This is a genomic window from Lentzea sp. NPDC042327 (assembly GCF_040647275.1).
Classification (GTDB): domain Bacteria; phylum Actinomycetota; class Actinomycetes; order Mycobacteriales; family Pseudonocardiaceae; genus Lentzea.
The window spans coordinates 508,122-534,819 of sequence record NZ_JBEZBX010000005.1 but is presented as its reverse complement, the minus strand read 5'-3'; the positions used below and the strand labels follow the sequence as shown (position 1 = coordinate 534,819).

The window sequence follows — 26,698 nt, the reverse complement described above, 5'->3', positions numbered from 1 at the left end:
ATGGCAATCGAACGTGTCGCGGTGCTCGGCGCCGGTTCGTGGGGCACGACCTTCGCGAAGGTCGTCGCCGACTCCGGTCCCGAGGTCGTGCTGTGGGCGCGCCGGCAGCAGGTGGCCGACGAGATCACCGAGACCCGCGTGAACTCCGGGTACCTGCCGGGCATCTCGCTGCCCGCGAACCTGGCGGCGACCGCGGACCCGGCCAAGGCGCTCGACGGTGCCGACGCGGTGGTGCTGGCCACGCCGTCGCAGACGCTGCGGGTGAACCTGTCGGCGTGGAAGGAGCTGCTGCCGCCGGACGCGACGCTCGTGTCGCTGTCCAAGGGCGTGGAGCTGGGCACGCTCAAGCGGATGAGCGAGGTGATCAGCGAGGTCGCCGGTGCCGACCCCGCGCAGGTCGCCGTCGTGTCCGGACCGAACCTCGCCAAGGAGATCGCCGTCGGGCAGCCGACCGCGACCGTCATCGCGTGCACCGACCACGACCGCGCGGTCGACCTGCAGCACGCGTGCTCGAACTCGTACTTCCGCCCGTACACCAACACCGACGTGATCGGCTGCGAGCTCGGCGGGGCGTGCAAGAACGTCATCGCGCTGGCGTGCGGCATGGCGGCGGGCCTGGGCTACGGCGACAACACGATGGCGTCGATCATCACCCGCGGGCTCGCCGAGACCGCGCGGCTCGGTGCGGCGCTGGGCGCGGACCCGCTGACCTTCGCCGGGCTGGCCGGGCTGGGCGACCTGGTGGCGACCTGCGCGTCGCCGTTGTCGCGCAACCGGACCTTCGGCGAGCGGCTGGGCAAGGGCGAGACGCTGGAGCAGGCCCAGGAGGCCGCGCACGGCCAGGTCGCCGAGGGCGTGAAGTCGTGCTCGTCGATCCGCGAGCTGGCCCGCGCCAACGGCGTCGACATGCCGATCACCGAAGGCGTGCACATGGTGTGCCACGACGGGCTGAGCGCGCGTGACCTCGGTGCCGCACTGCTGGGACGAGACAGGAAGCACGAGCGCCAGTGAACGAGACCTTCGGTGACGGCACGCGCGTCGTGCACGCGGTGCAGGGTTCCCCCGGCGAACCGTTCGGCGCGCAGCCGGTGTTCGCGTCGGCGTACCACCTCGGTGGCGACGACTTCTACGGTCGCGTCAGCAACCCGACCTGGCGGGCGCTGGAGAACGCGCTCGGGTCGCTGGAGGGCGGGGAGTGCGTCATCTTCCCGTCCGGCATGGCCGCGATCATGACGTTGCTGCGCACGGTGCTGTCCGCGGGGGACACGCTGGCGGTGCCGTCGGACGGCTACTTCCTCACCAGGCGCGTGGTGTCCGAAATGGACGTCAACGTCGTCGAGGTGCCCACGGCCGGGCCGTACCCGTCGTTCGAGGGCGTCACGCTCGTGCTGCTGGAGACGCCGTCGAACCCCGGTCTCGACGTGTGCGACATCGCGGAGCTGGCCGCCGCGGCGCACGCGGCGGGCGCGCTGCTGGCCGTGGACAACACGACGGCGACCCCGCTGGGGCAGCGGCCGCTGGAGCTGGGCGCGGACGTCGTGGTGGCGTCGGACTCCAAGGCGGTGTCCGGGCACAGCGACGTCCTCTTCGGACACGTGACGCTCGCCTCCGCCGAGCTGGCCGAGAGGGTGCGGACCGCGCGGACGTCGAACGGTGCCATCCCCGGACCGTTCGAGACGTGGCTCGCGCTGCGCGGCCTGGCGACGCTCGACCTGCGGCTCGCGCGGCAGGCGGAGAACGCGGCGGCGCTCCACGAACTGCTGAAGGGCCGTGTGAGGGGACTGCGGTGGCCGGGTGCGCCGGAGGACCCCGCGCACCCGGTGGCGGCGCGGCAGATGCGGCGGTTCAACGGCGTGCTCACGTTCGAGCTGGAGTCGGCGGAGGCGGTGGACGAGTTCCTGTCACGCCTTCGGGTGGTGTCGGCGGCGACGTCGTTCGGCGGCCTGCACTCCACGGCCGACCGGCGCGCCCAGTTCGGCGACCCCGTTTCCCCAGGTCTCGTGCGTTTCTCGGCCGGCTGTGAGGACACGCGGGACCTGGTCGCGGACGTGTCCCACGCGCTGGGACTGGATTGACGGGGGGTCCCGGCTCCGGGACCCTCTCCCACATGTCCTCCCGCGTTCTGTGTTGTACCTGGCGATAGTCCCGCGTCCTCTTTTCGCGCATTCGCCATGGTTAGGACAGTTCTTCCCATGTTCGCCGTTCCCGAGAACACCGTCGTGCTCCCCGAGAGCTCCGCGCTGCTGCACCCCGTCCGGGTGGCGCTGGCGGTCGCCGCCGACCGCTCCCGGTGGGCCCACCTGCTGCGCTACGACCCGGAGGAGCGCTTCTCGACGCTGGTGGAGAAGACCGCCGACCAGGAGATCTGGCTCATGAGCTGGCTCCCCGGTCAGACGGCCTCCCTGCACGACCACGCCGTGACCACCGGTGCGTTCACCGTGGTCAGCGGCGTGCTCACCGAGGTCGTGACGACGAAGATCCAGGTCGTGCACACGCTGCACACCGGTCAGTCGCGCGTGTGGGGCCCCGGCTACGTGCACCACGTGCGCAACGACGGCGTCGACCCGGCCGTGTCGGTCCACGTGTACCGGCACGGTTCGCGCGCCATGACCCCGTACCGCTACGACCCGGTCAACGGCCCCGTGCGCTGACGTGCGGCGGGACGGGCTTGTCCGTCTCGTGCGGCACCGGCGCGCCCCACGTCGTGACGAGCGGCATGTGCCCGCCCCACACCAGGTTCGCCTCCAGGTCCTCCGGGTCCTCGCCGGGTCCGCCGTCGCGCACCTTCACGCTGGCCTCGGTCAGGTCGAGCTCCAGCGCGACCGTCGCGGCCAGCTCCTTCCGGTTGGGCCGGCGCGCGTAGTCCCAGCTGCCCGGGGTGACGTGCTCGACGATGACCTTGAGCGCGTGCTCGGGGTCCTCGGCGACGCGCGCGGTGCCGTGGATGATCGCCGACCGGTAGTTCATCGAGTGGTGGAACACCGAGCGCGAGTAGACGACACCGTCGACGAGCGTGACCGACACGCACACCGGCTTGCCCTCCAGCATGCTCCTGATGGACCGTGAGCCCGTCGAGCCGTGCAGGAAGATCCGGTTGCCGTCCCGCCCGTACGCGGTGGGGATGAGGAACGGGGCGCCGTCGACCTCCACGGCGAGGTGGCACACCAGTCCGGCGTCGAGGATGTCGTAGAGCACCCGGCGGTCTTCGACCGCTCTCTTCTTGCCGCGGACGACGGTGCTGCGCGGGGTGGGGGAGAGCTGCACGTCAGTGGTCATGTGCACCACTCTGACGGTCCAAGTGGCATCATTGAAGCGCCATTTTCAATCGATCTGAGAAGGCCACTTTGGTGGAGACCGCACTGCCCGTCGCCCTCGACCGCGAGTCGCCGGAACCGCTCGCCGTGCAGCTGGCCGACGCCCTGCGCGCCGCGGCGTCCGAAGGCCGGTTGCGCGCGGGCGACCGGTTGCCGTCCACGCGCGCGCTCGCCGAACGCCTCGGAGTGTCCCGCACGGTGACCGCCGCCGCCTACGACCAGCTGCACGCCGAGGGCTGGATCGCCGGCCGGCACGGTTCCGGCACCTACGTGACGACGACGCCGCCCGGCCCCATGCGCAAACGTTCGCGCAAGGCCGTCGTGCCCGCCATCACCGACTTCGTCGACCTCGGCACCGGTGCCCCCTGGGCCGGTGGCCTCGACCGCGCGGCCTGGCGCCGCGCCTGGCGGGCCGCCGCGGACGCACCCCCGCTGTCCCGCCCGGAACGCGCGGGCCTGCCCGAGTACCGCGAGGCCATCGCCGAGCACCTGCTGCGCCACCGCGGCCTGGCCGTGAACGCCGAACCCGTGCTCGCCACCGGCGGCACCACGGCCGTGCTCACCGAGATCGCGGTGGCGGTGCTGCACCGGGGCGACGCCGTGGCCGTGGAGGAACCCGGCTACCAGCGCGCGGTCGGCGTGTTCCGCGCGGCGGGCCTGAAGGTCGTCCCGGCCGCGGTCGACGCCGAGGGCCTGCTGCCCGGCGCCGTGCCCGCGGGCGTCCGCGCCGTCTACTGCTCGCCCGCCCACCAGTACCCGCTCGGCGGCCGCATGTCCGCCGGCCGCCGCGTGGCACTGGTCGAGCGCGCGCGCCGGGACGGATGGCTGGTCATCGAAGACGACTACGACGGCGAGCTCCGCTACGACGTGGCGCCGCTCCCGTCACTCGCGGCGCTGGCCCCGGACGTCGTCGTCCACCTCGGCACCACCAGCAAGATCCTCACCCCGACCCTGGGCGCCGGCTGGATGGTCGCCCCCGAGCACATCGCCACCGCGGTCCTCGAACACCGCGACCTCACCGGCACCAGCCCCGCCGCCGCGGGCCAGCGCGTGGTGGTCGAGCTCGCCCGCACCGGCGACCTCGGCCGCCACCTCCGCAAGCTCCGCCGCGAGCTCGCCGAACGCCGCGCCCTGATCGTCGACACCTTCGCCGGCGCGGGGATCGCGGTCCTCGGCGACGACGCGGGCGCGCACGTCGTGGTCCTGCTGCCGAACGCGGACGCCGAGCGCGAGGTGATGAAGCGGGCACTGGAACGCGGCCTGCGCGTGGACGGCCTGGCCCGCCACTTCGTGAACCGCGCCCGGTGGCACGGGCTGGCCATCGGGTACAGCGCCTGCTCGCGGGAACAGCTGATCAGCGCCCTGCCGGTGCTGACCGAACTGCTCAGCAGGGCCGGCTGACCGTCACGACCTCCCGGGCGTCGACGAACCCGAGCCGGTGGTTCACCCGGATCATGTGGACGTTGTCCGCGTTGGTCTGCGTCTCGACGAGCTCCAGTCCCGGCCGGTCGGCGAGCAGCCACCGCAGCATGTGCGCCTTGACCACCCGGCCGAGCCCGCGGCCGCGGTGGGCGGGCACCACCACCGTGTCCTCCTGGTACACCGAGGTCAGGTTCGACGGGTAGAGCGACATCTCGGTCAGCGCGACGACCTCGTCACCGTGCACGGCGACGACGATGCGCTGCTCGACACCCGCCGCCCTCGACAGCGCCTCCTTGGCGCGCACCTGCTCGGGCGTCCAGGCGGGAGCGACGAGCACGATGCCCTCCGCCGGGGCGTCCGCGATCGACTGCCTGGTCGTGGCGACCGACGCCAGCAGGTGCTCCGGCGTCGCGTTGGTCCACTGCTGCACGCGGTACCCGTCCGGCACCGGCACGTCCCACAGCGCGGGGTCGACGTCCGCGATCCTCAGCTCCTGCCACAGCCGGTGCGCACCCACCGTGAACCCGCGTGCGACCGCCCACTTCTCGCCCGCGCTGCCCCTGGGCACCCACAGGTTCTCGAACGTCTCCCTGTCCCTGGCGCACAGCTCGGCCAGCAACGCCTCCAGCACCTCGGTGCCGACGCCCTGCCCGCGGTGACGGGGGTGCACCTCGATCCCACCGGCGGCGATCTTGGCGTTCTCGTCCGGCGGCAACGCCACCGACGCCGCGGCCACCACCACCCCGTCCCGGACGGCGATGCGGTGGACGACCTCGCCGTGCTCCACGCGCGGGTTCCGCAGCCCGCGCGCGATCCGCTCCCCGTCCGGCACCGGCCCAGCGGGGTCGTCCACGGTCTGGGCCGCGATCCGCAGTGCGACGCAACCGTCCAGATCGTCGAGGTCGAGCGGTCTGATCTCCAGCACGGACGCCACGCTGACGGCCACCAACGTGTCATCAGGGGCAATCGCCCAAACGGGTAGGGTCGCCCGCATGACGCAGCGCAAGACGAGGGTGGCCGTGGTGTTCGGCGGCCGCAGCTCCGAGCACGAGGTCTCCTGCCAGTCCGCCAAGAGCGTGCTGCCGCACCTGGACCCCGACCGCTTCGAGGTGGTGCCGATCGGCATCACGCCGCAGGGGCAGTGGGCGCTCGGCACGGACCCGAGCGCGCTGGAGGCGGGCGCCGGCAACCTCCCGACGCTGCGCAACCGGACCGTCGTCGCGGTCGAGCCGGGGCAGGCGCTCGAAGGCGTCGACGTCGTGTTCCCGCTGCTGCACGGCGCGTGGGGCGAGGACGGCACGATCCAGGGCCTGCTGGAGCTGGGCGGCCTGCCGTACGTGGGGCCGGGCGTGTTCGCCAGCGCCGCCGCCATGGACAAGGTCTTCGCGAAGAAGCTGCTGCACGCCGAGGGGCTGCCGGTCGGCACGTTCGTCGCGCTCGACCGCGCCGCCACCACGCTCACCCTCGACGAGCGCGAGCTGCTGGGACTGCCGGTGTTCGTGAAGCCGTCGCGCGCCGGCTCGTCGGTGGGCATCACGAAGATCAGCGACTGGGCCGACCTCGACGCCGCCGTCTTCGAGGCCCGTCAGCACGACCCGAAGGTCATCGTCGAGTCGGCCGTGCCGAACGCGCGGGAGATCGAGTGCGCGGTGCTCGAGTTCCCCGACGGCCGGGTCGAGGCGTCGCTGCCCGCCGAGCTGCGGCCGGTGGGCGAGGGCGTCGAGTGGTACGACTTCAACGCCAAGTACGTCGACGACTCCTACGAGTCCGACATCCCGGCGAAGCTCGACGACGACATCACCGCGCGGCTGCGCGAGATGGCCGTCACCGCGTTCAAGGCGCTCGACTGCCAGGGCCTGTCCAGGGTGGACTTCTTCCTCACCGAGGACGACCAGCTGATCATCAACGAGCTGAACACCATGCCCGGCTTCACGCCGATCTCCATGTACCCCAAGGCGTGGGCGGCGACCGGTGTGGACTTCGCCACGCTGTTGACCACGCTCGTGGAGACGGCGGTCGCGCGCGGGTCCGGCCTGCGCTAGGGCGAGGTCCTGACCGGCTGCTTCGGCAGCAGGTCGCGCACCGTCGTGGAGATGTCCTGCAACGGTCCGGTGCCCGCGTCGTCGGGCACCGTCAGCGCCACGTGCACGCCGCGGTCGACGACCACCCACGTCGAGGTGCCCGAGCCGGGCAGTTGCAGCCACTGCACGTCGGAGATCACCCGCAGCTGGGCCGACGGGGTCAGCTCGGCCGGCCGCGGCAGGCCGCAGCGCAGCACCACCGGGTCGTGCCGGGCGTCACCCCACGCGACGGCGCCGGCGGGTGCGGGCGTGGCGATCTCCCGGCGCGGCAGCATGTCCTTGCCGGACGGCAGGCCCACCGGCAGCTTCTCGACCAGCGAGGTGCACTGCGGTGAACCGGCGTCCGGCGCGTCGATCGAGACCAGCGCGAGCGGGCCCGACCGGCCGGGGACGTCCTCGACCTGGTTCCCCGTGCCCAGCACGAGGCCGAGCCCGGCGACACCGATGGCGAGGAGCACGGCGAGCCCGACCGCCAGGACGAGCGGCCGGGACAGCGCCGACGTGGATTCCTGCTGAGTCACCCGGCTATGACAACACGGGCTGGCTAGAGGTGGACCACCGGGCAGGTGAGCGTCCTGGTGATCCCCTCGACGTTCTGGATGCGCGCCACCACGAGCTGGCCGAGCTGGTCGACGGTGTCGGCCTCGGCGCGGACGATGACGTCGTACGGACCGGTGACGTCCTCGGCGGTGGCGACGCCGGTGATGCCGGAGATCTCGGAGGCGACTGCAGCGGCCTTGCCGACCTCGGTCTGGATGAGGATGTATGCATGCACCACGGCGTGCCCCTTCGTCGCGACAGGTTGGGTCGAGGTAGGAACGTGTCACGCAACGTACCCCAGTTGGGGTTCCGAATGCTCAGATTGGGAGGCAACTTTGCGTCCGGAGCCGCCGCACGACGCGGAGACGGTCGCCGACGTGGGTGAGTTCGATCTCATCCACCGGGTGACGACCGGTCGGGCGCAGCCTGAGACGACCGTCCTCGGTCCCGGTGACGACGCGGCCGTGGTGGCCGTGCCGGACGGGCGTGTCGTCGCGTCGATGGACGTGCTGGTCGAGGGTGTCCACTTCAGACTCGACTGGTCCAGTCCTGAGCAGGTGGGCCGAAAAGCAGCCGCGGTGAACCTCGCGGACGTCGTCGCGATGGGGGCGTTGCCGTCCGGTCTGCTCGTCGGCGTGGCGTGCCCGCCGGACACCCCCGCGGCGACGATCACCGGGATCATGGCGGGCCTGTGGGAGGAGGCGGCCAAGGCCGGCGCGGGCGTCGTCGGCGGCGACATGGTCAGCTCCGCCACGCTGGTGATCTCCATCACGGCCATGGGCGACATGAACGGGCTCGAGCCGGTCACGAGGTCGGGAGCGCTCGTCGGGGACGTCGTGGCGGTCACCGGACGGCTCGGCTGGGCGGCAGCGGGACTGGCCGTGCTGGGGCGCGGTTTCCGCTCCCCGGTCGGCATCGTCAACGCCCAGCGCACCCCGGAACCGCCCTACGAGGAGGGTCCCAGGGCCGCGGAGGCCGGCGCGACAGCGATGATCGACGTCTCCGACGGCCTGCTGCAGGACCTCGGCCACATCGCCGACTCGTCGGGCGTGGCGATCGACATCCGCACCGAGCTGCTGCCGCTGCACCCGCGCCTGCTGGACGTGGCGTCCGCGCTCGGCGGCGACGCGCGGCACTGGGCGCTGACCGGCGGGGAGGACCACGCGCTGGCCGCGACCTTCCCCGGTCCCAAGTCCGTGCCGGAGGGCTGGACCACGATCGGCACGGTCCGCGCGGGCAGCGGTGTCACGGTCGATGGCAGGGCGTACGAGAAACCCCCTGGCTGGGAGCACTGGCGCGCGTAGACTGCAGGTCGTGGAACTATGCACGCGCACGTATGACCATCCAGACTCGGTCAAGCTGATCGAGGACCTCCAGCAGGTCTTCGTCGAGCGCTACGGCGAGGAGGACGTGACGCCGGTCGACCCGGCCCAGTTCGCCGCTCCGCTCGGCTACTTCGTGGTCGGCTACCTCGACGGCACGCCCGTGGCGTGCGGCGGCTGGCGCGTGCACCAGGAGCTCGACGGCGCCGCCGAGATCAAGCGCATGTACGTCGCCGAGGCGCTGCGCGGCCGTGGCCTCTCCCGCCTCGTCCTCACGAACCTGGAGGACACCGCGCGCAAGGCCGGCCACAAGCAGATGGTGCTGGAAACCGGTACCCGCCAGCCCGAGGCCATCGGCCTGTACCTGGCCACCGGCTACGAGCGCATCGCGAACTTCGGCGTCTACCGCGACCACCCGGACAGCCGCTGCTACGGCAAGCCGTTGTAGGTTCGCCTCCATGGCCATCTACGCGCTCGGGGACTACACGCCGCAAATCCACCCGGACGCGTACGTGCACCCCGATGCCACGGTGATCGGTGACGTCCGCATCGGCGCGCATTCGTCGGTGTGGCCCCAGGCCGTTCTTCGCGGCGATTACGGCCGAATCGTGATCGACGAACGCACTTCGGTCCAGGACGGCACGGTGATCCATTGCACCGAGGTGCACCCCGTGCACATCGGCTCGGGGTGCGTCATCGGGCACAACGTCCACATCGAGGGCGCGACCGTCGCCGACGACTGCCTGATCGCGTCGGGATCGGTGGTGCTCAACGGTTCCATCGTGGAAAAGGGCGCGATCGTCGGCGCCGGTGCCGTGGTCTCGTTCGACGGCCACGTCCGCGAACGCACGATGGTGCTCGGAGTTCCCGCACGAGAACGGGCCGGTTATGTGGTGCCCGAACAGGCGTGGGCATTCATCGTCGACAAATACGTGCAGAACATCGCGGTGTACCGGGAGAACCTCCGGCGCCTGGATTGAGTGGGATAGGGTTCACAGTCGTGGCTCGTCCCCTCAACGAAGTTGTCGAAGCCGGTTGGGCTGAAGCTCTCGCCCCCGTCGCTGACCAGATCGCCGCCATGGGTGAGTTCCTGCGCGCGGAGGTCGCCGCCGGCCGCACCTACCTGCCCGCGGGCGAGAACGTGCTGCGCGCGTTCCAGCAGCCGTTCCACCAGGTGAAGGTGCTCATCGTCGGCCAAGACCCGTACCCGACACCCGGCCACGCGGTCGGCCTGTCGTTCTCCGTGGCACCCGACGTGCGGCCGATCCCCAAGTCGCTCATCAACATCTACAAGGAGTACGCGGAGGACCTGGGACACCCGATCCCGTCCAACGGCGACCTCACCCCGTGGGCGGAGCGGGGTGTGCTGCTGCTCAACAGGGCCCTCACCGTCCAGCCCGGCAAGGCGAACTCCCACCAGGGCAAGGGCTGGGAGGCCGTCACCGAGCAGGCGATCAAGGCGCTCGCCGCCCGTGAGGCGCCGCTGGTCTCGATCCTGTGGGGCCGCAACGCGCGCAACCTGCGCCCGCTGCTCGAACCGCTGCCCGCCATCGAGTCCGCGCACCCGTCACCGCTGTCCGCGCACTCCGGGTTCTTCGGCTCGAAGCCGTTCAGCCGCGCCAACGAGCTGCTGGAGAAGCAGGGCGCAGAGCCGATCGACTGGAAGCTGCCGTAATCCGTCGTCCCCCGCACGCTTCGCGCCGATGGCGGCGCGCGGGGGACGATCCAGGCCGTTGCGCAGGACCCCGGAACGCGAGAAGAGCCCGGCCGGAGCCGGGCTCTTCTCGTAGATCACGAACTGTGGCGGGGTATCAGCCGCGCACGACCTTGCCCGCCTTCAGGCAGGAGGTGCACACGTTGATGCGCTGGCGCTGCGAGGCCGAAACCTTCGCGCGCACGGACTGGATGTTCGGGTTCCAGCGGCGGTTCGTCTTCCGCTGGGAGTGCGAAACCGAATGGCCGAAGCCCGGCCCCTTGCCACAGACGTCGCACACGGCAGCCACGTCAGCCACTCCTTCAGGTTCCTCAAGCGGTAAGTCTCGCGTCCCGGTGGGCGCGCAAGCGTGCACAAGCCTCAACCGGGCACGGCAACCCAGTCAGGGTAGCCGGTGGCCGCACCGGTGACCAAACCGGGTGGATACCCTCCCCGCCATGCAGGTCATGGATGCGGTCGCGGTGCGCAGGTGGGCGGACGCGTGCGTGCGGTCGCTGGACGCCAACCGGGCGTCGATCGACCAGATCAACGTCTTCCCCGTGCCCGACGGCGACACGGGCACGAACCTGCTGCACACGATGCAGTCGGCGCTCGACGCGTTGCTGCGCTCGCCCATGACGACCGTGGGGGACGCGCTGTCGGCACTGGCCCGCGGCGCGCTCGCCGGGGCCCGCGGCAACTCGGGCGTGATCCTGTCGCAGGTGCTCAGGGGCCTGGCGGAGACCGCGCAGGGCATCTCGGAGGTGTCCGGGGCCGCGCTGCGCAGGGCCCTGCAGCGGTCCGACGAGCTGGCCACCGCGGCGGTGTCCAAGCCCGTTCCCGGCACGGTCCTGTCGGTGCTGCACGCGGCCGCGGAAGCCGCCCGCGACTGCCCGTCCGACGAGCTCGACGAAGTGGTCGTGGCGGCCTCTCGCGCGAGTGCCGCCGCACTGGCCGACACCCCCCGCCAGCTCGCCGTCCTGGCCAGGGCCGGGGTGGTCGACGCCGGTGGCCGAGGGCTGGTTGTGTTGTTGGACACACTGGCCGCGGTGATCACCGGTCAGGCCGTCGAGACGCCCGTGGACGCGCCGCTGCTGCCGCGCACGCCCGAGTCGCTCACCACCGAGCGGGAGAGCGGCTCGTCGGAGTTCGAGTACGAGGTCATGTACCTGCTCGACGACACCTCCGAGAAGGCCGTGGAAGAGCTGCGGGCCACGTTGACCGGGCTCGGCGACTGCGTGTCCGTCGTCGGCGACGGCGCTTCGCTGTGGACCGTGCACGTGCACTGCAACGACATCGGCGCGGCCATCGAGTCCGGTGTGCGCGCTGGGCGTCCACACCGCATCACGGTGGCGCGCTTCGCCGACCAGATCGCGGCGCAGGCCTCCCGGTTCGTGCGCGACCGGGCGATCGTGGTGGTGGTCAGCGGAGCCGTGGACCTGTTCCGCGCCGAGGGCGCCACCGTGTTCGACCTCGCATCTTCTTCGGCGACGCCCACGGACCTGTTGTCCGCCATCGTGTCGACGCGGGCACGTCACGTCGCCGTGCTGCCGGGGGACCCGGACATCCGCGAGGCGCTGGAAGAGGCCGTGGCGTACGCACAGGCCGCAGGACAGGACGTGGTGGTGGTGCCCACCCTGTCGCCGGTGCAGGCCCTCGCCGCGTTGGCCGTGCACGACGTCTCACGCCGGGCCGGTGACGACGTTGTCGCGATGGCCGAGGCCGCCGCCGCGACCCGCCGCGGCGAGCTCGCCATCGCCGCCGACGAGGCCATCACGTGGGTGGGCCGCTGCCAGCCCGGTGACCTCCTGGGCATGCTGGACGGCGAGGTCGTGCTGATCGAGCCCGGCCCGGCGGCCCCCGAGTCGTTGCTGGACCTGTCCTGCCGGCTGGTCGACCGCATGCTGTCCGGCGGCGGCGAGCTGGTGACCGTGCTGCTGGGCGCGGACGCCCCCGGCGGCCTGGTCGACGTGCTGGAGGACCACCTCCGCGTCACCCACCCGGAGGTCGAGGTGACCGCCTACCCCGGCGGCCAGCCGGACGCGGTGATTTTTGTCGGTGTCGAGTAGTTCAATGGGACGCGATGATCTCCTTCGACGACAAGCTGCAGCCGCTGCTCGGCAAGAAGTCCGCCGACGCGCTGGAGACCGGCCTCGGCCTCACGACGGTCGGTGACCTGCTGCGCCACTACCCGCGCCGCTACGACGAGCGCGGGCAGCTGACCGACATCAAATCGCTGGAAATCGACGAGCACGTCACCGTGCAGGCCGAGGTCCGCAAGTGCCAGAAGCGGCAGATGAAGGCGCGCCGCGGCCAGATGACCGAGGCCGTCATCACCGACGGCACCTCCGAGCTGCACCTGGTGTTCTTCGGCAAGCCGGCGTTCGTCGCGGAGAAGGAGCTGCTGCCGGGCACGAAGGCGTTGTTCGCGGGCAAGGTCGGCCGCTACCGGCAGAACCTCCAGCTGGTGCACCCGGCGTTCGAGGTCCTCACCCCGGAGTCGGACAGCTCCGCGTTCCTCCAGGCGTTCCTGCCGGTCTACCCGGCCTCGCAGCACATCAACACGTGGAACATCGCCAACTGCGTGAAGCAGCTGCTGGAGGTCTGGGACGGCGTGCCGGAGGACCCGCTGCCCGCCGACTTCCGCGCCGAGCACGGCCTGATCGGCCTGGAGGAGGCGCTCCGCGCGATCCACCGCCCGGAGAGCTGGGCGCAGATCTCCGTGGCGCAGCAGCGGTTGAAGTGGGACGAGGCCCTGGCCGTGCAGCTCGCACTGGCCCAGCGCCGCAAGTCCGCCACGGCCCGCCCGGCCCCCTCGTGCGCCCGCCGCTCCGGCGGCATTCTGGACGCGTTCGACGCGCGCCTGCCGTTCACGCTGACGGCGGGCCAGGTGGAGGTGGGCGAGCAGATCTCGTCCGACCTCGCCTCGGTCGTGCCGATGAACCGCCTGCTGCAGGGCGAGGTCGGGTCAGGAAAGACCATGGTCGCGTTGCGGGCGATGCTCCAGGCCGTCGACGCGGGCCGGCAGGCCGCCATGCTCGCCCCGACCGAGGTCCTCGCCGCCCAGCACGCCCGGTCGCTCGCGGAGATGCTCGGCGACCTCGCCCAGGCGGGCCAGCTCGGCGCCGCCGAGACCGCGACCCGCGTGACGCTGCTGACCGGCTCGATGAACACCGCCCAGCGCCGCCAGGCGTTGCTGGACATCGTGACCGGCGAGGCGGGCATCGTCGTGGGAACGCACGCGATCATCCAGGACAAGGTCGAGTTCCACTCGCTGGGCCTGGTCGTCGTCGACGAGCAGCACCGCTTCGGCGTGGAGCAGCGCGCGGCGCTGAGCGCCCGCGGCGAACGCGAGAACCCGCACGTCCTCGTCATGACCGCCACCCCGATCCCGCGCACCGTCGCCATGACCGTCTACGGCGACCTGGAGGTCTCGGCGCTGCGCGAGCTGCCCGGCGGCCGTTCGCCGATCAAGACGTCCGTGGTCCCCGTCCGCGAGAAGCCGGCGTGGCTCGACCGCGCCTTCGCCCGCGTCCGCGAGGAGGTGGCGGCGGGCCACCAGGCCTACTTCGTCTGCCCGCGCATCGGTGACGGCGACGACGAGCCCAAGGGCCCCGACGACGAGGGCAAGCGCCCGGCACTGTCCGTTGTGGACGTGGCGAACACCCTGGTCGCCGGCCCGTTGAAGGGCCTGCGCGTCGAGATCCTGCACGGCCGCATGCCCCCGGACGAGAAGGACGCCGTGATGCGCGCCTTCTCCGCGAACGAGGTCCACGTCCTCGTCGCCACCACGGTCATCGAGGTCGGCGTGAACGTGCCGAACGCGACCGTCATGGCGATCATGGACGCGGACCGGTTCGGCGTCTCCCAGCTGCACCAGCTGCGGGGTCGCGTGGGCCGCGGTTCCGCGCCGGGCCTGTGCCTGCTGGTGACCGAGATGCCGGAGATGACGGCCACCATGGAACGCCTGCGGGCGGTCGAGTCCACGCTGGACGGCTTCGAGCTGGCCCAGCTCGACCTGGAGCTGCGGCGGGAGGGCGACATCCTCGGCGCGGCGCAGTCCGGCAAGCGGTCCGGGCTGAAGATGCTGTCGCTGCTGCGGGACGAGGACGTCATCGCCGACGCCCGTGCCGCGGCCCAGGTGGTGGTCGACGCCGATCCGGACCTGGCCGCGCATCCGGGGCTGGCGGGGATGGTGACGACGCTGCTGACGGACGAACGGGCGGAGTTCCTGGAGAAGGCCTGACGGGCGGCGGACCGCTGACGCCTTCTGCTCGCCCCGCGCGGCCTCACGTGGGTTGTCGTTGGTTCGGCGGCGGACCGGCGATGCCTTTTGCTCGCGTCGCGTGGCCTCACGTGGATTGTCGTGGACGGGCGGCAGACCGCCGACGCCTTCTGCTCGCCTCGTGCGGCCCCATGCGGTCGTCGTGGACGGGCGGCAGGCCGCCGACGCCTTCTGCTCGCCCCGCGCGGCCCCATGCGGTCGTCGTGGACCGGCGGCACACCGCCGACGCCCTGCTCGACGCGCACGGCAACGAGCGCACGTGCGTCAGTCGGCGGGGAACGGGTCCGTAGCCCCCGTTCCCCCCGGCTGACTCAGCTCTGCGGGCGCTGCTGCTTGGGGAACTGCTCGGTCTTCGGCTCGGAGTCCAGCGAACCGCCGGCCTTCGAGCCACCGGCCTTCGGAGCGGTGGCCTTCGGGGCGGCGGCCTTCGGAGCGGTGGCCTTCGGGGCGGCGGCCTTCGGGGCGGCGGCCTCCGCGGCAGCGTCGGAGTCGACCTCGGAGGACGGCAAGGGCTTCAGCGCCGTCATCGCCGCCTCGACCGCGGCCTGGGCCGCGTTGAACTGGGTGGTCAGGTTGTCGTGGGCGGCACGCAGGGCGGCCTCGCGCTCGGCGGCGTGAGCGGCGCGCTGGTCGGCGTCGGCCTTCAGGCGCGTCACCGTCTCCTCCGCCTCGCGGACCAGGCCGGTGGCCTTCTCCTGCGCGACGCTCACCAGGCCCACGGCCTTCTCGTCGGCCTCGCGCACGGTCGTCGCGGCGCGAGATTCTGCTTCGGAGACCAGGGCCGCCGCCTTGGTCTCGGCGTCGCCCACGAGGGTCGTCGCCTTCGACTCGGCGTCGTCTACCAGCGCGGTGGCCGCCGCCGTGGCCTCGGACGTGGTCTTCTCGACCCGCGCGAGGGCGTCGGCCTCCAGGTCGGCGATGGCCTTCTCGGTCTCGGTCCGCTTGCTCTTGAGCTCCGCGTCGAGCTTCCGCAGCGCCTCGACGCGGGCGGTCTCGGCCTCGGTGGCGATGCGGTCGGCCTCGGCGCGGGCGTCGGCGAGGACCTTCTGGTGCTCGGCGGTCAGCTTCGCCTTGAGGCCGTCGTACTCCTTGTCGAGCTCGTCGTGGTAGGCCTTGTACTTCTGGTCCAGCTCGACGCGGCGGGCGTCCAGGTCGGCGGACTTGCGGTCGAAGTCGGCCGTCACGCGCTCGCCGGCGGCGCGGACCTCGGCGACCAGCGCCTCGTGCTCGGCGGTGAGCTTCGTGCGCAGTGCCTCGAACTCGGCCTCCAGCTCGGAGCGGCGTTCGGCGAACTGCTTCTCCAGCTCCGTCGTGCGCTGCTGGTGGGCGACCTCGAGCTGCTTGCGGCGGGCCTCGGTCTCGGCGAGCAGGCGCTGGTGGTGCTCGCGCTGCTCGGCGGCGTGCTTGTCGGCCTCGGCGCGGGTCGCGTTCGCCGCGTCCAGCGCGCCCTTGCGGATGTCCGCGATCTCTTCCTCGGCCAGCGTCATCATCACGCGCACGCGCTCGGTGACGTTGGAGGCGTCCACCGGCCGGTTGGCGAGGTTGTGCAGCTGCATCTTGGTCTTGTCGAGGTCGGCGCGCAGCGTGTTCAGCAGCTTCGTCAGCTCCGCCACCTGCGCCGCCGCCGCGTCGCGCGACCTGTTCGAGTTCTTGAGGTCGAACTCCAAGCGGGTGACCCGCTCGTTCACCTGTCGCTGGTTGTAACCACGGAGGACAACGTCGAAATGCGGTGTGCGGGCAGTAGGCTGCCCGGCTCCATCAGCCCCGGCCATATGGCTCACCCTACCGAGATTGTGACCATGATCGTCACTCGATCCGGTCAAACCCACTACCGGCAGGAGTCCGACCGGGTGGCGGGTGTCCGCGCCACGCTCAAACCGCGAGAATCCTCACGGGGCAAGACCGATCAGGATGACACCCATCACGTGAGACAGTCCTCCCAACAGGCAAGAGTCGCACGGTAACGTGCCTGAACTGACCGTCGAGCAACTCCGGGAGGGCAACGGATGTTCCGCAAGGTTCTTGTCGCCAACCGCGGCGAGATCGCGATTCGCGCGTTCCGAGCCGCCTACGAACTGGGCGCGGGAACGGTCGCCGTTTTCCCTCACGAGGACCGCAACTCGCTGCACCGCCTGAAGGCGGACGAGTCGTACGAGATCGGTGAGCCCGGTCATCCGGTGCGCGCCTACCTCTCGGTCGAGGAGGTCATCAAGGCCGCGCGCAAGGCGGGTGCCGACGCGATCTACCCCGGCTACGGCTTCCTGTCGGAGAACCCCGAGCTCGCGATGGCCTGCCGCGAGGCGGGTCTCACGTTCATCGGCCCGGTCGCCGAGGTCCTGGAGCTGACCGGCAACAAGGCGCGCGCCATCGCGGCCGCCCGCGAGGCCGGTCTGCCGGTGCTGGAGTCGAGCGCGCCGTCCTCCGACGTCGACGAGCTGCTCGAAGCGTCGAAGACGATGCGCTTCCCGGTCTTCGTGAAGGCCGTCGCCGGTGGCGGTGGCCGCGGCATGCGCAAGGTCGACGACCCGGCGGCGCTGCGCGAGGCACTGGAGGCCGCCTCCCGCGAGGCCGAGTCGGCGTTCGGCGACCCGACGGTGTTCCTGGAGCAGGCCGTCGTCGAGCCGCGCCACATCGAGGTGCAGATCCTCGCCGACGGCCAGGGCAACGTGATCCACCTCTTCGAGCGCGACTGCTCGGTGCAGCGGCGCCACCAGAAGGTCATCGAGATCGCGCCCGCGCCGAACCTGGCGCCCGAGCTGCGCGACCGCATCTGCAACGACGCCGTGAAGTTCGCGCGGCACATCGGCTACCGCAACGCGGGCACCGTGGAGTTCCTGCTCGACCCCCAGGGCAACTACGTCTTCATCGAGATGAACCCGCGCATCCAGGTCGAGCACACGGTCACCGAGGAGGTGACCGACGTCGACCTCGTGCAGTCGCAGATGCGCATCGCCTCCGGTGAGACGCTGGAGGACCTGGGCCTGTCCCAGGACACCGTCCAGCTGCGCGGCGCCGCGCTGCAGTGCCGCATCACCACCGAGGACCCGGCCAACGGGTTCCGCCCGGACACCGGCACGATCAGCGCCTACCGCTCGCCGGGTGGTTCCGGCATCCGCCTCGACGGCGGCACGGCGGGCGCGGGCATGGCGATCAGCCCGCACTTCGACTCGATGCTCGTGAAGCTCACCTGCCGCGGCCGCACCTTCTCGCTCGCCGTCGCCCGCGCGCGCCGCGCGATCGCGGAGTTCCGCATCCGCGGCGTGTCCACGAACATCCCGTTCATCCAGGCCGTGCTGGACGAGCCGGACTTCTTCGAGGGCCGCGTCACCACGTCGTTCATCGAGAAGCGCCCGCACCTGCTGACGGCGCGCCACTCGGCCGACCGCGGCACGCGCCTGCTGACCTACCTCGCCGACGTCACGGTCAACCACCCCAACGGCACCCGCCCCACGGCGGTCGACCCGCGGGAGAAGCTGCCGGCCGTCGACCTCGGCGCCGAGCCGCCCGCCGGGTCCAAGCAGAAGCTCACCGAGCTCGGCCCCGAGGGCTTCGCGCGGTGGCTGCGGGAGAGCAGGGCCGTCGGCGTCACCGACACGACGTTCCGCGACGCCCACCAGTCGCTGCTCGCGACCCGCGTGCGCACCAAGGACCTGCTCGCCGTCGCGCCGCACGTGGCGCGCATGACGCCGGAGCTGCTGTCGCTGGAGTGCTGGGGCGGCGCGACCTACGACGTGGCGCTGCGGTTCCTCGCGGAGGACCCGTGGGAGCGGCTCGCTGCGCTGCGCGAGGCGGTGCCGAACATCAACCTGCAGATGCTGCTGCGCGGCCGCAACACGGTCGGCTACACGCCGTACCCGGAGGCCGTGACCAAGGCGTTCGTGCAGGAGGCCACGAACACCGGCATCGACATCTTCCGGATCTTCGACGCCCTCAACGACGTCGAGCAGATGCGCCCGGCGATCGAGGCCGTGCGCGAGACCGGGACGGCCGTGGCCGAGGTCGCGCTCTGCTACACGAGCGACCTGTCCAACCCGGACGAGCGGCTGTACACGCTGGACTACTACCTCAAGCTGGCCGAGCAGATCGTCGGAGCGGGCGCGCACGTGCTGTGCGTCAAGGACATGGCGGGCCTGCTGCGGGCGCCGGCCGCGTCCCGGCTGATCACCGCGCTGCGCAAGGAGTTCGACCTCCCGGTCCACCTCCACACGCACGACACGGCGGGCGGCCAGCTCGCGACGTACCTCGCGGCGATCCAGGCCGGTGTGGACGCGATCGACGGCGCCACCGCGTCGATGGCGGGCACGACCTCGCAGCCGCCGCTGTCGTCGATCGTGGCGCTGACCGACCACACCGAGCACTCCACCGGCCTCGACCTGCAGAACGTCTGCGACCTGGAGCCGTACTGGGAGTCGGTGCGCAAGATCTACGCGCCGTTCGAGTCCGGCATCCCCGGCCCGACCGGTCGCGTCTACCACCACGAGATCCCCGGTGGTCAGCTCTCGAACCTCCGCACCCAGGCCGTCGCGCTGGGCCTCGGGGAGAAGTTCGAGGAGATCGAGTCGATGTACGCCGCGGCCGACCGGATGCTCGGGCACCTGGTGAAGGTGACGCCGTCGTCGAAGGTCGTCGGCGACCTCGCGCTGCACCTCGTGGGCGCCGGTGTCGAGCCGGAGGAGTTCGAGGAGAACCCCGGCAAGTTCGACATCCCCGCCTCGGTGATCGGCTTCCTGCACGGCGAGCTGGGCGACCCGCCCGGCGGCTGGCCGGAGCCGTTCCGCACGAAGGCGCTGGAGGGCCGGTCAGCCCCGAAGCCGGTCGAGGAGCTCTCACCGGAGGACGAGGCGGGTCTCGCGGACGACCGCCGTGCCACGCTGAACCGGCTGCTGTTCCCCGCGCCCACGCGGGAGTTCCTGACCCACCGCGAGGCTTACGGCGACACGTCGGTGCTGCGCTCCAAGGACTTCTTCTACGGCCTGCGCCCCGGTGAGGAGTACTCCGTCGACCTGGAGCCGGGCGTCCGCCTGCTGATCGGCCTGGAGGCGATCTCCGAGGCCGACGCGCGCGGCATCCGCACGGTCATGGCGACCCTGAACGGCCAGCTCCGCCCGATCCAGGTGCGCGACCGCTCGGTGGCCGCCGACGTCCCGGCGGCGGAGAAGGCCGACCGCGGCAACCCCAACCACGTGGCGGCCCCGTTCGCCGGCGTGGTGACGGCCGCCGTGGAGGAGGGCGACTCGGTCGAGGCCGGGCAGACCGTCGCGACGATCGAGGCCATGAAGATGGAGGCCGCGATCACCGCACCGAAGGCGGGTGTGGTGCAGCGCCTGGCGGTGCGCGGCGCCCAGCAGGTGGAGGGCGGCGACCTCCTGATCGTCCTGGAGTGATCTTCGCGTGAGAAGGCCCGGCCGGTGCTCCGGCCGGGCCTTCGTGCTGCGCGGACCGTGGAACTCCACGACGATTCCCTGCGTTGCACCGGTCACCGGGTCAGGAAGAGGGATGGACATGAAGAAGGCGTTGGCCGGGCTGCTCGGGCTCGCGGGCGTGGCGTGGGCGTTGCGGGACGTGCCGAAGCAGCTGGGGGGCAAGCCGGACCCGTTCGAGATGGCGCGCTCACCGCGCTACCGCAACGGCAGGTTCCACAACGACAGGGAGGTCAGCTCGGTCCCCGACCGCGACTCCTTCTCGATGCGCGACTTCCTCTTCGGCGGCGACGACCGCACGCCGTCCGCGCCGGTCCCCCTGGTGGCCCCCTCCGCGCCGGTCGCCTCCGGCCTGCACGTCACCTGGTACGGCCACGCCTCCGCGCTGATCGAGGTCGACGGCGCCGCGGTCCTCGTGGACCCGGTGTGGAGCGACCGCGTCTCGCCGTCCGCGCACCTCGGCCCCAAGCGCCTGCACCCGGTTCCGCACCGGCTGTCCGACCTGCCCGCGGTGAGCGCGGTCGTGATCTCGCACGACCACTACGACCACCTCGACATGGCGACCGTGCGGGAGCTGACCACGACCACGACCGCGGTCTTCGTCGTGCCGCTGGGCCTCGGCGCCCACCTCGCGGCCTGGGACGTGCCCGCCGACCGCGTCGTCGAGCTCGACTGGGACGAGTCGTTCTCCGTGGACGGCTTCACCCTCACCTGCACCGCGGCCCAGCACTTCTCCGGCCGCTCGGTGCAGCGCAACAACACCCTGTGGGCCTCCTGGGTCATCGCCCGCGGCGACCGCTCGGTGTTCTACAGCGGCGACACCGGCTACTTCGCCGGCTACAAGGCGATCGGCGAGGCCCACGGCCCGTTCGACGCGGTGCTCATGCAGGTCGGCGCGTACAACGACGCGTGGCCCGACATCCACATGACGCCCGAGGACGGCGTCCGCGCGTTCGACGACCTCGGCGGCGGGCTGCTCATCCCGGTGCACTGGGCCACGTTCAACCTGGCGCTGCACCCGTGGGGCGAGCCGATCGACCGGGTGTGGCGGGAGGTCAAGGCCCGCGGGATGCGGCTGGCCGTGCCGCGGCCGGGGGAGCGGGTGGACGTGGACGCACCGGGCGAGGTCGACGGGTGGTGGCAGGGGCTGGCCTGAGGCCGGCTCGGCTGTTCCCGGGACCTCGCCCCGGACCCACTCCCGAAGAAGCCGGGAAGCCACCACCGCCGAAGCCCGCGTGCAGAGCGCTGAACGCCTCGCCTCCGGCTTCGGCCCGAGCGGCGTCGGCCCCGCCCGCTTCGGGGCGACCAGCCCCACGCCGGTCGGGGCCCGCCGCCCGGCCAGGCCTCGCGCTCCGGCCGCCTGGGACGATGAGCCGGTGACACGAATCGTTGCCGGCATCGCGGGCGGCCGCAGGCTCAAGGTGCCGCCCAAGGGCACGCGGCCCACCTCCGAGCGGGTGCGGGAGGCGCTCTTCAGCTCGCTGGAGGCGATGATGGACCTCGACGGCGCCCAGGTACTGGACCTCTACGCCGGGTCGGGCGCGCTGGGGTTCGAGGCGCTCAGCCGGGGTGCGGGGCACGCCACGTTCGTGGAGTCGGACAAGCGGGCGGCCGAGGTGCTCAAGGGCAACGCCAGGGAGCTCGGGTTCGCGAACACGACCGTCGCCAACCGCACGGCCGAGGCGTACGTCACCGCCGAGGGCGGGGCGTTCGACGTGGTGTTCGCCGACCCGCCGTACGCGGTGGGGGACGACGAGCTCGCCAAGGTGCTCCGCGGGATCGCGCCGAGGCTCACCGGGGACGCCGTCCTGGTCGTCGAACGTGCTTCGCGAAGTGTCGAACCAGCGTGGCCTGACGGGGTGGAACCCTTGCGTGCCAAGCGATATGGGGACACAGCGGTGTACTGGGCGCAAGTGCGTGCCGATGGGTGACGAGAACCACGGACCCGCCTGGCGGCATCCGATCGGGTGCTAACGTCCGGCTCATGACGCGTGCCGTGTACCCCGGCTCCTACGACCCGGTGACCAACGGCCACCTGGACATCATCGGGAGAGCCGCGCACCTGTTCGACGAGGTCGTCGTCGCCGTGCTCATCAACAAGAACAAGCGCACCCTGTTCAACGTCGAGGAGCGGCAGGACATGCTCCGCGACGTCACGTCGCAGTGGGACAACGTGCGGGTGGACTCCTGGCACGGGCTGCTGGTCGACTACTGCCGCGAGAACCACATCAAGGCCATCGTCAAGGGCCTGCGCGCGGTCAGCGACTACGACTACGAGCTGCAGATGGCGCAGATGAACCACCAGCTCACCGGCGTCGACACGCTGTTCATGCAGGCCAGCCCGCAGTACTCGTTCCTGGCGTCGTCGCTGGTCAAGGAAGTGGCGACCTACGGCGGCGACGTGTCGACGCTGCTGCCGGCCAGTGTCGAGCAGCGGCTGCAGCAGCGCCTCGCCGAGACCCGTTAGAGGGCCAGCTTCATCCCCACGTGCGACGCGGTGAAGCCGAGCCGCTCGTAGAACCGGTGCGCGTCCGCCCGTGACGCGTCCGTCGTCAGCTGGAGCATGCCGCAGCCGCGTGCGCGCGCCTCGTCGGCGGCCCACCGCAGCAGGCGCTCGCCCAGGCCGTTGCCGCGCTGGTCGGAGCGCACCCGGACGGCCTCCACCGTCGCGCGGGTCATGCCCAGGCGGGACAGGCCGGAGGTGAACGTGAGCTGCAGCGTGCCCACCACCTCCCCGCCGGCCTCGGCGACCGCCAGGAGCTGATGCGGGTCGGCGTCGATGACCGCGAACGCCGCCAGGTACGCCGGGTCGCCCGGCCGCTCCCTGGTCGCGCCCAGCGGGTCGTCGGCGAGCATCGCCACGATCGGGTCCACATCGGCAGCGGTCGCACGCCTGATGATGATCTCCACGGTCCCCCCAAGGTGTCACCGAATCTTGACACGCCCTGCCGATCTCCCTCTTTCGGGGAGACCGGCAGGGCACACTTGTGGGTGGGAGCCACAGGGGTTAGGGAGTGAGACGTGTACCGGGTGTTCGAGGCACTCGACGAGCTGGTGACGATCGTCGAGGAAGCGCGCGGAGTTCCGATGACCTCCGGCTGCGTCGTGCCGCGTGGTGACGTGCTCGAACTGCTCGACGACGTGCGCGACGCCATCCCGGCCGAGCTGGACGACGCGCAGGACGTGCTCGACCACAAGGAAGAGCTCGTCGGCAAGGCCAAGCACGAGGCAGAGACCGGCGTGTCCAAGGCCCGTTCGGACGCCGACCGCATCCTCGCCGAGGCCCAGGCGGAGGCCGAGGCGATGCTGTCCGACGCCCGCGCCCGCGCCGAGCGGATGGTCGCGGAGGCGGAGGACCAGGCGGAGCGCACGGTCGCCGCCGGCCGGCAGGAGTACGACGACCTGGTGGGCCGTTCGCACGCCGAGGCGGAGCGGATGATCCAGGCCGGCCGGGCCAACTACGAGCGCGCCACCGAGGAGGGCCGCGCCGAGCAGGCCCGGCTCGTCAACGAGCAGGAGGTCGTCCGCGCGGCCCACGCCGAGGCCGCCCGGCTGCTCGACGCCGCCCAGAACGAGTCGATCCGGCTGCGGTCGGAGTGCGACGCCTACGTGGACGGCAAGCTCGCGGACTTCGAGGACCTCCTCGCGCACACCCTGCGGTCGGTCGGCAAGGGCCGTTCGCACCTGCGCGGCCCGGCCGTGGCGGGCGCCGCGGCACCGTTCGACTACGGTTCCTGACCTTCACCCCTTCGCGTTTCCCGAGGGCACGCGGGGAACTTGCGTACCCCAGAAGGGCACGCGGGGTCCCCGCGTGCCGTCCGGGGACAGGGGAGAGGGCACCTGAACGTGTGATTCGTGTTACGTCGGGCAGGTGCGATCACCTGGCGATTTCACTCGCGGAGGCGTCGTCCCGTACCCTGGACCGGCTGGACGTGGTAGGTCCCCGTTCCAGCACCCAACCCGATCATGACTGAGCATCGCCACGCGTCCACGCGTCCCACAGCATCAGGACCCTGGGTCATCGACACCAGGGACCTCGGCCGTCGCGCCGGTTCCAGCCGACCCTTCATCCGGTCGGTACCCGCCGCAGGAGTGGGTCTGCTGGGGGTGATCGCGGTGCCGGAAGGCGGGGAGGTCGAGCTCGACCTCCTCACCGAGTCGGTCGTGGAGGGCGTGCTCGTGTCGGGGACGGCGTTCGCCAAGGTCGAAGGTGAGTGCGCGCGGTGTCTCGACCCCATCTCCGATGAGGTCGAGGTCCGGATCACGGAGCTCTACGCGTGGCCGGACAGCACCACGGACGAGACCACCGACGAAGACGAGATCAGTCGGATCGAGAACGATCTGATCGACCTCGAGCCTGTGGTGCGGGACGCCATCGTCCTCGCGCTGCCGCAGGCGCCGCTCTGCGAGCCGGACTGCAAGGGGCTGTGCCCCGAGTGTGGTGGCAGGTGGGCGGAGCTCGGGCCCGACCACGGGCATGAGACGATCGACCCTCGTTGGGCCGCGTTGCAAGAGCGGTTCAGCGATGACAACAACGAGGAGAAGTAGTCGTGGCCGTCCCGAAGCGGAAGATGTCGCGCTCGAACACCCGTGCGCGCCGTTCCCAGTGGAAGACGTCTGCCGTGCACCTGGTGGCGTGCTCCAACAAGGCTTGCCGCCAGCCGAAGCCGCAGCACGTCGCCTGCCCGGCCTGTGGTCAGTACGCTGGCCGCCAGGTCGCTCAGCCGGCCTGATCTCCTCGGCCACGTAGTGGGGGGAAAGCCGCCGCGCGCTCCGCAAGCCGACCGCGCGACCTTGCTCGAAGCGCTCGGCGTCCACCTGGACGCCGAGCTGCTCGTGCTCGCGCTCACCCACCGGTCGTACGCGTACGAGAACGGCGGGTTGCCGCCGAACGAGCGTCTCGAGTTCCTGGGGGACGCCGTGCTGGGGCTGGTCGTCACCGACCACCTCTACCGCACCCACCCCGACCTCCCGGAGGGTCAGCTCGCGAAGCTCCGCGCCAGCGTGGTCAACATGCACGCGCTCGCGGGGGTCGCACGCAACCTGGGTGAGGGCGGACTCGGTGCGCACCTGCTGCTCGGCCGCGGCGAAGAGCTGACCGGCGGCAGGGACAAGGCGAGCATCCTCGCCGACGGCCTGGAAGCCGTCATCGGTGCGGTGTACCTGCAGTTCGGTATCGATACCGCACGAACGTTCGTTCACCGGCTGTTCGATCCACTCTTGGCCAAAGCTCCGCTTCTGGGTGCTGGACTGGACTGGAAGACAAGCCTGCAGGAGCTCACCGCTCAAGCCAGTCTCGGCGTCCCGGAGTACCGCGTGGACGACCAGGGGCCGGACCACCGCAAGGAGTTCACCGCCACGGTGCTCGTCGGTGGTCAGCCCTACGGCAAGGGTGATGGGCGCACCAAGAAGGAAGCCGAGCAGAAGGCCGCGGAAGCGGCCTATCATGTTCTGTCGGAACGCGTGCAGGCCGAGCAGGAGCCGGCCTCGTCCGCGAACGGACAGAATGGCGCCTCGGTGACGCCAGGGACCGCCCCAACCGAGGAAGACTGAGACCGCAATGTATGCGACCAGGAACCGCACGAACCGCCGCACCCGCACCGTCCGCGGGCCGGTGAACACCTCCCGCAGCGGAGGAATCCAGGGCCTTGTGCTGGTCAGGGACACGAGCCGGGCCGGTGTGTGGGTGCTCAAGCCCACCAAGCCGCAGGCCGCCGTGATCGAGGCGCAGCCCGTCGACGAGGGCAAGTCCGAAGCCTGACGTGCCCGAACTCCCAGAGGTCGAGGTAGTCCGCCTCGGCCTCGAAGCCCACGTCGCCGGCCGGGTGATCTCCTCGGTCGAGGTGCTGCACCCGCGTGCGATCCGCCGGCACGACCTGGGCTCCGCGGACTTCTGCGCGCGCCTGGCCGGTCAGCCGATGACCGCAGCCAGGCGCCGCGGCAAGTACCTCTGGGTGGAACTGGCCGACAAAGCCGCCATGCTCGCCCACCTGGGCATGAGCGGCCAAATGCTCGTCCAGCCGTCCACGGCACCGGACGAGAAACACCTTCGCGTCCGGTTCCGGTTCGCCGACGGCGGCCCGGAGCTGCGCTTCGTCGACCAGAGAACCTTCGGCGGCCTCGCCTTGGCTGAGCTGGTCGAGGTCGATGGCACCCTCGTCCCGGACACGGTCGCGCACATCGCCCGCGACCCGATGGACCCGCTCTTCTCCCGTGATGCCGCCGTGCGCGCGTTGCGCCTGCGTCACACGGAGGTCAAACGAGCCCTGCTCGACCAGACCCTCGTCTCCGGCATCGGCAACATCTACGCCGACGAGGCCCTCTGGCGCGCCAAGCTGCACGGCACCCGCATGACGGACAAGCTCACCAAGGTCAAGGCCGCCGAGCTGCTCGACCACGCCACCGACGTGATGCGCGAGGCCCTCGGCCAGGGCGGCACGTCGTTCGACGCGCTCTACGTCAACATCAACGGCCAGTCCGGCTACTTCGACCGCTCGCTCAACGCGTACGGCCAGGAGAACCGGCCCTGCAAGCGGTGCGGCGCGATGATGGTCCGAGAGCCGTTCATGAACCGGTCGTCGTTCTCCTGCCCGCGCTGTCAGCCGCGCCCGCGCCTCTAAC

28 protein-coding genes are annotated in these 26,698 nt (G+C 71.4%); 21 read left to right on the top strand and 7 right to left on the bottom strand.

Annotated elements, in window-relative coordinates:
• The 3 genes from AB0A63_RS16335 (at position 1) to AB0A63_RS16325 (ending at position 2,651) form a co-directional block, all read left to right on the top strand.
• Positions 1–1,011, top strand: coding sequence for an NAD(P)H-dependent glycerol-3-phosphate dehydrogenase (locus tag AB0A63_RS16335; RefSeq protein WP_360391173.1), 1,011 nt, complete (start codon positions 1–3; stop codon positions 1,009–1,011).
• Complete coding sequence (locus AB0A63_RS16330; protein ID WP_360391170.1) at positions 1,008–2,075, top strand: cystathionine gamma-lyase; 1,068 nt, start codon at positions 1,008–1,010, stop codon at positions 2,073–2,075. Before AB0A63_RS16335 ends, AB0A63_RS16330 begins: the two co-directional genes overlap by 4 nt.
• A gap of 117 nt (positions 2,076–2,192) precedes the next feature.
• A complete protein-coding gene (locus AB0A63_RS16325) occupies positions 2,193–2,651 on the top strand; it encodes a cysteine dioxygenase family protein (protein ID WP_360391168.1) in 459 nt (152 codons plus the stop codon).
• Here AB0A63_RS16325 and AB0A63_RS16320 read toward each other — a convergent pair.
• Entirely contained in the window at positions 2,632–3,276 is a 645-nt protein-coding gene (locus AB0A63_RS16320) for a pyridoxamine 5'-phosphate oxidase family protein (RefSeq protein ID WP_360391165.1), read from the bottom strand. The two genes, AB0A63_RS16325 and AB0A63_RS16320, sit on opposite strands and share 20 nt — an antisense overlap.
• A 68-nt stretch (positions 3,277–3,344) precedes the next feature.
• On the opposite strand from AB0A63_RS16320, the gene AB0A63_RS16315 reads away from it, so the two are divergent.
• Positions 3,345–4,715, top strand: coding sequence for a PLP-dependent aminotransferase family protein (locus tag AB0A63_RS16315; protein ID WP_360391163.1), 1,371 nt, complete (start codon positions 3,345–3,347; stop codon positions 4,713–4,715).
• Here the strand turns inward: AB0A63_RS16315 and AB0A63_RS16310 are convergent.
• Positions 4,699–5,661 (bottom strand): GNAT family N-acetyltransferase, encoded by a 963-nt coding sequence (locus tag AB0A63_RS16310; protein ID WP_360391160.1) that lies wholly within the window; start codon positions 5,659–5,661, stop codon positions 4,699–4,701. The two genes, AB0A63_RS16315 and AB0A63_RS16310, sit on opposite strands and share 17 nt — an antisense overlap.
• Before the next feature lie 67 nt (positions 5,662–5,728).
• On the opposite strand from AB0A63_RS16310, the gene AB0A63_RS16305 reads away from it, so the two are divergent.
• Positions 5,729–6,778 carry a D-alanine--D-alanine ligase family protein gene (locus AB0A63_RS16305; protein ID WP_360391157.1) on the top strand — a complete coding sequence of 350 codons (1,050 nt, stop codon included), beginning with the start codon at positions 5,729–5,731 and terminating at the stop codon, positions 6,776–6,778.
• On the opposite strand, the gene AB0A63_RS16300 is transcribed toward AB0A63_RS16305, so the two are convergent.
• Together AB0A63_RS16300 and AB0A63_RS16295 are read right to left on the bottom strand one after the other, a co-directional pair.
• Positions 6,775–7,338, bottom strand: a complete 564-nt coding sequence (locus AB0A63_RS16300; RefSeq protein WP_360391155.1) for a DUF3515 domain-containing protein — start codon at positions 7,336–7,338, stop codon at positions 6,775–6,777. The genes AB0A63_RS16305 and AB0A63_RS16300 overlap by 4 nt on opposite strands.
• Before the next feature lie 23 nt (positions 7,339–7,361).
• Entirely contained in the window at positions 7,362–7,595 is a 234-nt protein-coding gene (locus tag AB0A63_RS16295; RefSeq protein WP_053736927.1) for an Lrp/AsnC ligand binding domain-containing protein, read from the bottom strand.
• Positions 7,596–7,692: 97 nt separating this feature from the next.
• Here AB0A63_RS16295 and AB0A63_RS16290 point away from each other — a divergent pair, with 97 nt between their 5' ends.
• Genes AB0A63_RS16290 through AB0A63_RS16275 form a run of 4 tightly spaced genes read left to right on the top strand, consistent with a single transcriptional unit; the run spans position 7,693 to position 10,354 of the window.
• Positions 7,693–8,661 (top strand): thiamine-phosphate kinase, encoded by a 969-nt coding sequence (locus AB0A63_RS16290; RefSeq protein ID WP_360391152.1) that lies wholly within the window; start codon positions 7,693–7,695, stop codon positions 8,659–8,661.
• A gap of 10 nt (positions 8,662–8,671) precedes the next feature.
• Positions 8,672–9,127: a GNAT family N-acetyltransferase gene (locus AB0A63_RS16285; protein ID WP_360391149.1), complete on the top strand. Its 456-nt coding sequence runs from the start codon at positions 8,672–8,674 to the stop codon at positions 9,125–9,127.
• Between the two features lie 10 nt (positions 9,128–9,137).
• Positions 9,138–9,659 carry a gamma carbonic anhydrase family protein gene (locus AB0A63_RS16280; protein ID WP_360391146.1) on the top strand — a complete coding sequence of 174 codons (522 nt, stop codon included), beginning with the start codon at positions 9,138–9,140 and terminating at the stop codon, positions 9,657–9,659.
• A gap of 5 nt (positions 9,660–9,664) precedes the next feature.
• Complete coding sequence (locus AB0A63_RS16275; protein WP_360391509.1) at positions 9,665–10,354, top strand: uracil-DNA glycosylase; 690 nt, start codon at positions 9,665–9,667, stop codon at positions 10,352–10,354.
• A gap of 136 nt (positions 10,355–10,490) precedes the next feature.
• Here the strand turns inward: AB0A63_RS16275 and rpmB are convergent, their stop codons facing one another.
• Positions 10,491–10,682, bottom strand: a complete 192-nt coding sequence (gene rpmB, locus AB0A63_RS16270; RefSeq protein WP_030467945.1) for a 50S ribosomal protein L28 — start codon at positions 10,680–10,682, stop codon at positions 10,491–10,493.
• Positions 10,683–10,830: 148 nt separating this feature from the next.
• Here rpmB and AB0A63_RS16265 point away from each other — a divergent pair, with 148 nt between their 5' ends.
• Together AB0A63_RS16265 and recG are read left to right on the top strand one after the other, a co-directional pair.
• On the top strand, positions 10,831–12,441 hold the full coding sequence (locus AB0A63_RS16265; RefSeq protein WP_360391143.1) for a DAK2 domain-containing protein: 1,611 nt from the start codon (positions 10,831–10,833) through the stop codon (positions 12,439–12,441).
• Positions 12,442–12,455: 14 nt separating this feature from the next.
• Positions 12,456–14,618 (top strand): ATP-dependent DNA helicase RecG, encoded by a 2,163-nt coding sequence (gene recG / locus AB0A63_RS16260; protein WP_360391140.1) that lies wholly within the window; start codon positions 12,456–12,458, stop codon positions 14,616–14,618.
• 350 nt (positions 14,619–14,968) lie between these two features.
• Here recG and AB0A63_RS16255 read toward each other — a convergent pair whose 3' ends face one another.
• Complete coding sequence (locus AB0A63_RS16255) at positions 14,969–16,345, bottom strand: hypothetical protein (protein WP_360391137.1); 1,377 nt, start codon at positions 16,343–16,345, stop codon at positions 14,969–14,971.
• A gap of 318 nt (positions 16,346–16,663) precedes the next feature.
• Here AB0A63_RS16255 and AB0A63_RS16250 point away from each other — a divergent pair, with 318 nt between their 5' ends.
• From AB0A63_RS16250 to coaD, 4 genes are all read left to right on the top strand, one after another.
• Positions 16,664–20,041: a pyruvate carboxylase gene (locus tag AB0A63_RS16250; RefSeq protein WP_360391134.1), complete on the top strand. Its 3,378-nt coding sequence runs from the start codon at positions 16,664–16,666 to the stop codon at positions 20,039–20,041.
• A 118-nt stretch (positions 20,042–20,159) separates the two neighbouring features.
• Positions 20,160–21,233 (top strand): MBL fold metallo-hydrolase, encoded by a 1,074-nt coding sequence (locus AB0A63_RS16245; RefSeq protein ID WP_360391131.1) that lies wholly within the window; start codon positions 20,160–20,162, stop codon positions 21,231–21,233.
• Positions 21,234–21,453: 220 nt separating this feature from the next.
• Positions 21,454–22,008, top strand: a complete 555-nt coding sequence (gene rsmD, locus AB0A63_RS16240) for a 16S rRNA (guanine(966)-N(2))-methyltransferase RsmD (RefSeq protein ID WP_360391129.1) — start codon at positions 21,454–21,456, stop codon at positions 22,006–22,008.
• Positions 22,009–22,061: 53 nt separating this feature from the next.
• Positions 22,062–22,544 (top strand): pantetheine-phosphate adenylyltransferase, encoded by a 483-nt coding sequence (gene coaD, locus AB0A63_RS16235; RefSeq protein WP_360391126.1) that lies wholly within the window; start codon positions 22,062–22,064, stop codon positions 22,542–22,544.
• Here the strand turns inward: coaD and AB0A63_RS16230 are convergent.
• Entirely contained in the window at positions 22,541–22,981 is a 441-nt protein-coding gene (locus AB0A63_RS16230; RefSeq protein ID WP_360391506.1) for a GNAT family N-acetyltransferase, read from the bottom strand. The two genes, coaD and AB0A63_RS16230, sit on opposite strands and share 4 nt — an antisense overlap.
• 117 nt (positions 22,982–23,098) lie before the next feature.
• On the opposite strand from AB0A63_RS16230, the gene AB0A63_RS16225 reads away from it, so the two are divergent.
• The 6 genes from AB0A63_RS16225 (at position 23,099) to mutM (ending at position 26,697) form a co-directional block, all read left to right on the top strand.
• The gene (locus tag AB0A63_RS16225; RefSeq protein ID WP_360391123.1) at positions 23,099–23,815 is read left to right on the top strand and encodes a DivIVA domain-containing protein; all 717 of its coding nucleotides are present in this window, start codon (positions 23,099–23,101) and stop codon (positions 23,813–23,815) included.
• Between the two features lie 228 nt (positions 23,816–24,043).
• The gene (locus AB0A63_RS16220) at positions 24,044–24,625 is read left to right on the top strand and encodes a YceD family protein (RefSeq protein WP_360391120.1); all 582 of its coding nucleotides are present in this window, start codon (positions 24,044–24,046) and stop codon (positions 24,623–24,625) included.
• A 2-nt stretch (positions 24,626–24,627) separates the two neighbouring features.
• Positions 24,628–24,810, top strand: a complete 183-nt coding sequence (rpmF, locus tag AB0A63_RS16215) for a 50S ribosomal protein L32 (protein ID WP_030467958.1) — start codon at positions 24,628–24,630, stop codon at positions 24,808–24,810.
• 16 nt (positions 24,811–24,826) lie between these two features.
• Entirely contained in the window at positions 24,827–25,630 is an 804-nt protein-coding gene (rnc, locus tag AB0A63_RS16210; RefSeq protein ID WP_360391117.1) for a ribonuclease III, read from the top strand.
• A gap of 7 nt (positions 25,631–25,637) precedes the next feature.
• Positions 25,638–25,838, top strand: a complete 201-nt coding sequence (locus AB0A63_RS16205) for a hypothetical protein (RefSeq protein WP_030467960.1) — start codon at positions 25,638–25,640, stop codon at positions 25,836–25,838.
• A 1-nt stretch (position 25,839) separates the two neighbouring features.
• Positions 25,840–26,697 (top strand): bifunctional DNA-formamidopyrimidine glycosylase/DNA-(apurinic or apyrimidinic site) lyase, encoded by an 858-nt coding sequence (mutM, locus tag AB0A63_RS16200; RefSeq protein WP_360391114.1) that lies wholly within the window; start codon positions 25,840–25,842, stop codon positions 26,695–26,697.
• Position 26,698: the final 1 nt, after the last annotated feature.

Coding starts and splice junctions, on each gene's coding strand:
- AB0A63_RS16280 (WP_360391146.1), top strand. CDS start 9,138: ATGGCCATCTACGCGCTCGGGGACTACACGCCGCAAATCCACCCGGAC.
- AB0A63_RS16250 (WP_360391134.1), top strand. CDS start 16,664: ATGTTCCGCAAGGTTCTTGTCGCCAACCGCGGCGAGATCGCGATTCGC.
- AB0A63_RS16265 (WP_360391143.1), top strand. CDS start 10,831: ATGCAGGTCATGGATGCGGTCGCGGTGCGCAGGTGGGCGGACGCGTGC.
- AB0A63_RS16220 (WP_360391120.1), top strand. CDS start 24,044: ATGACTGAGCATCGCCACGCGTCCACGCGTCCCACAGCATCAGGACCC.
- AB0A63_RS16305 (WP_360391157.1), top strand. CDS start 5,729: ATGACGCAGCGCAAGACGAGGGTGGCCGTGGTGTTCGGCGGCCGCAGC.
- AB0A63_RS16245 (WP_360391131.1), top strand. CDS start 20,160: ATGAAGAAGGCGTTGGCCGGGCTGCTCGGGCTCGCGGGCGTGGCGTGG.
- AB0A63_RS16335 (WP_360391173.1), top strand. CDS start 1: ATGGCAATCGAACGTGTCGCGGTGCTCGGCGCCGGTTCGTGGGGCACG.
- AB0A63_RS16205 (WP_030467960.1), top strand. CDS start 25,638: ATGTATGCGACCAGGAACCGCACGAACCGCCGCACCCGCACCGTCCGC.
- coaD (WP_360391126.1), top strand. CDS start 22,062: ATGACGCGTGCCGTGTACCCCGGCTCCTACGACCCGGTGACCAACGGC.
- AB0A63_RS16320 (WP_360391165.1), bottom strand. CDS start 3,276: ATGACCACTGACGTGCAGCTCTCCCCCACCCCGCGCAGCACCGTCGTC.
- AB0A63_RS16325 (WP_360391168.1), top strand. CDS start 2,193: ATGTTCGCCGTTCCCGAGAACACCGTCGTGCTCCCCGAGAGCTCCGCG.
- recG (WP_360391140.1), top strand. CDS start 12,456: ATGATCTCCTTCGACGACAAGCTGCAGCCGCTGCTCGGCAAGAAGTCC.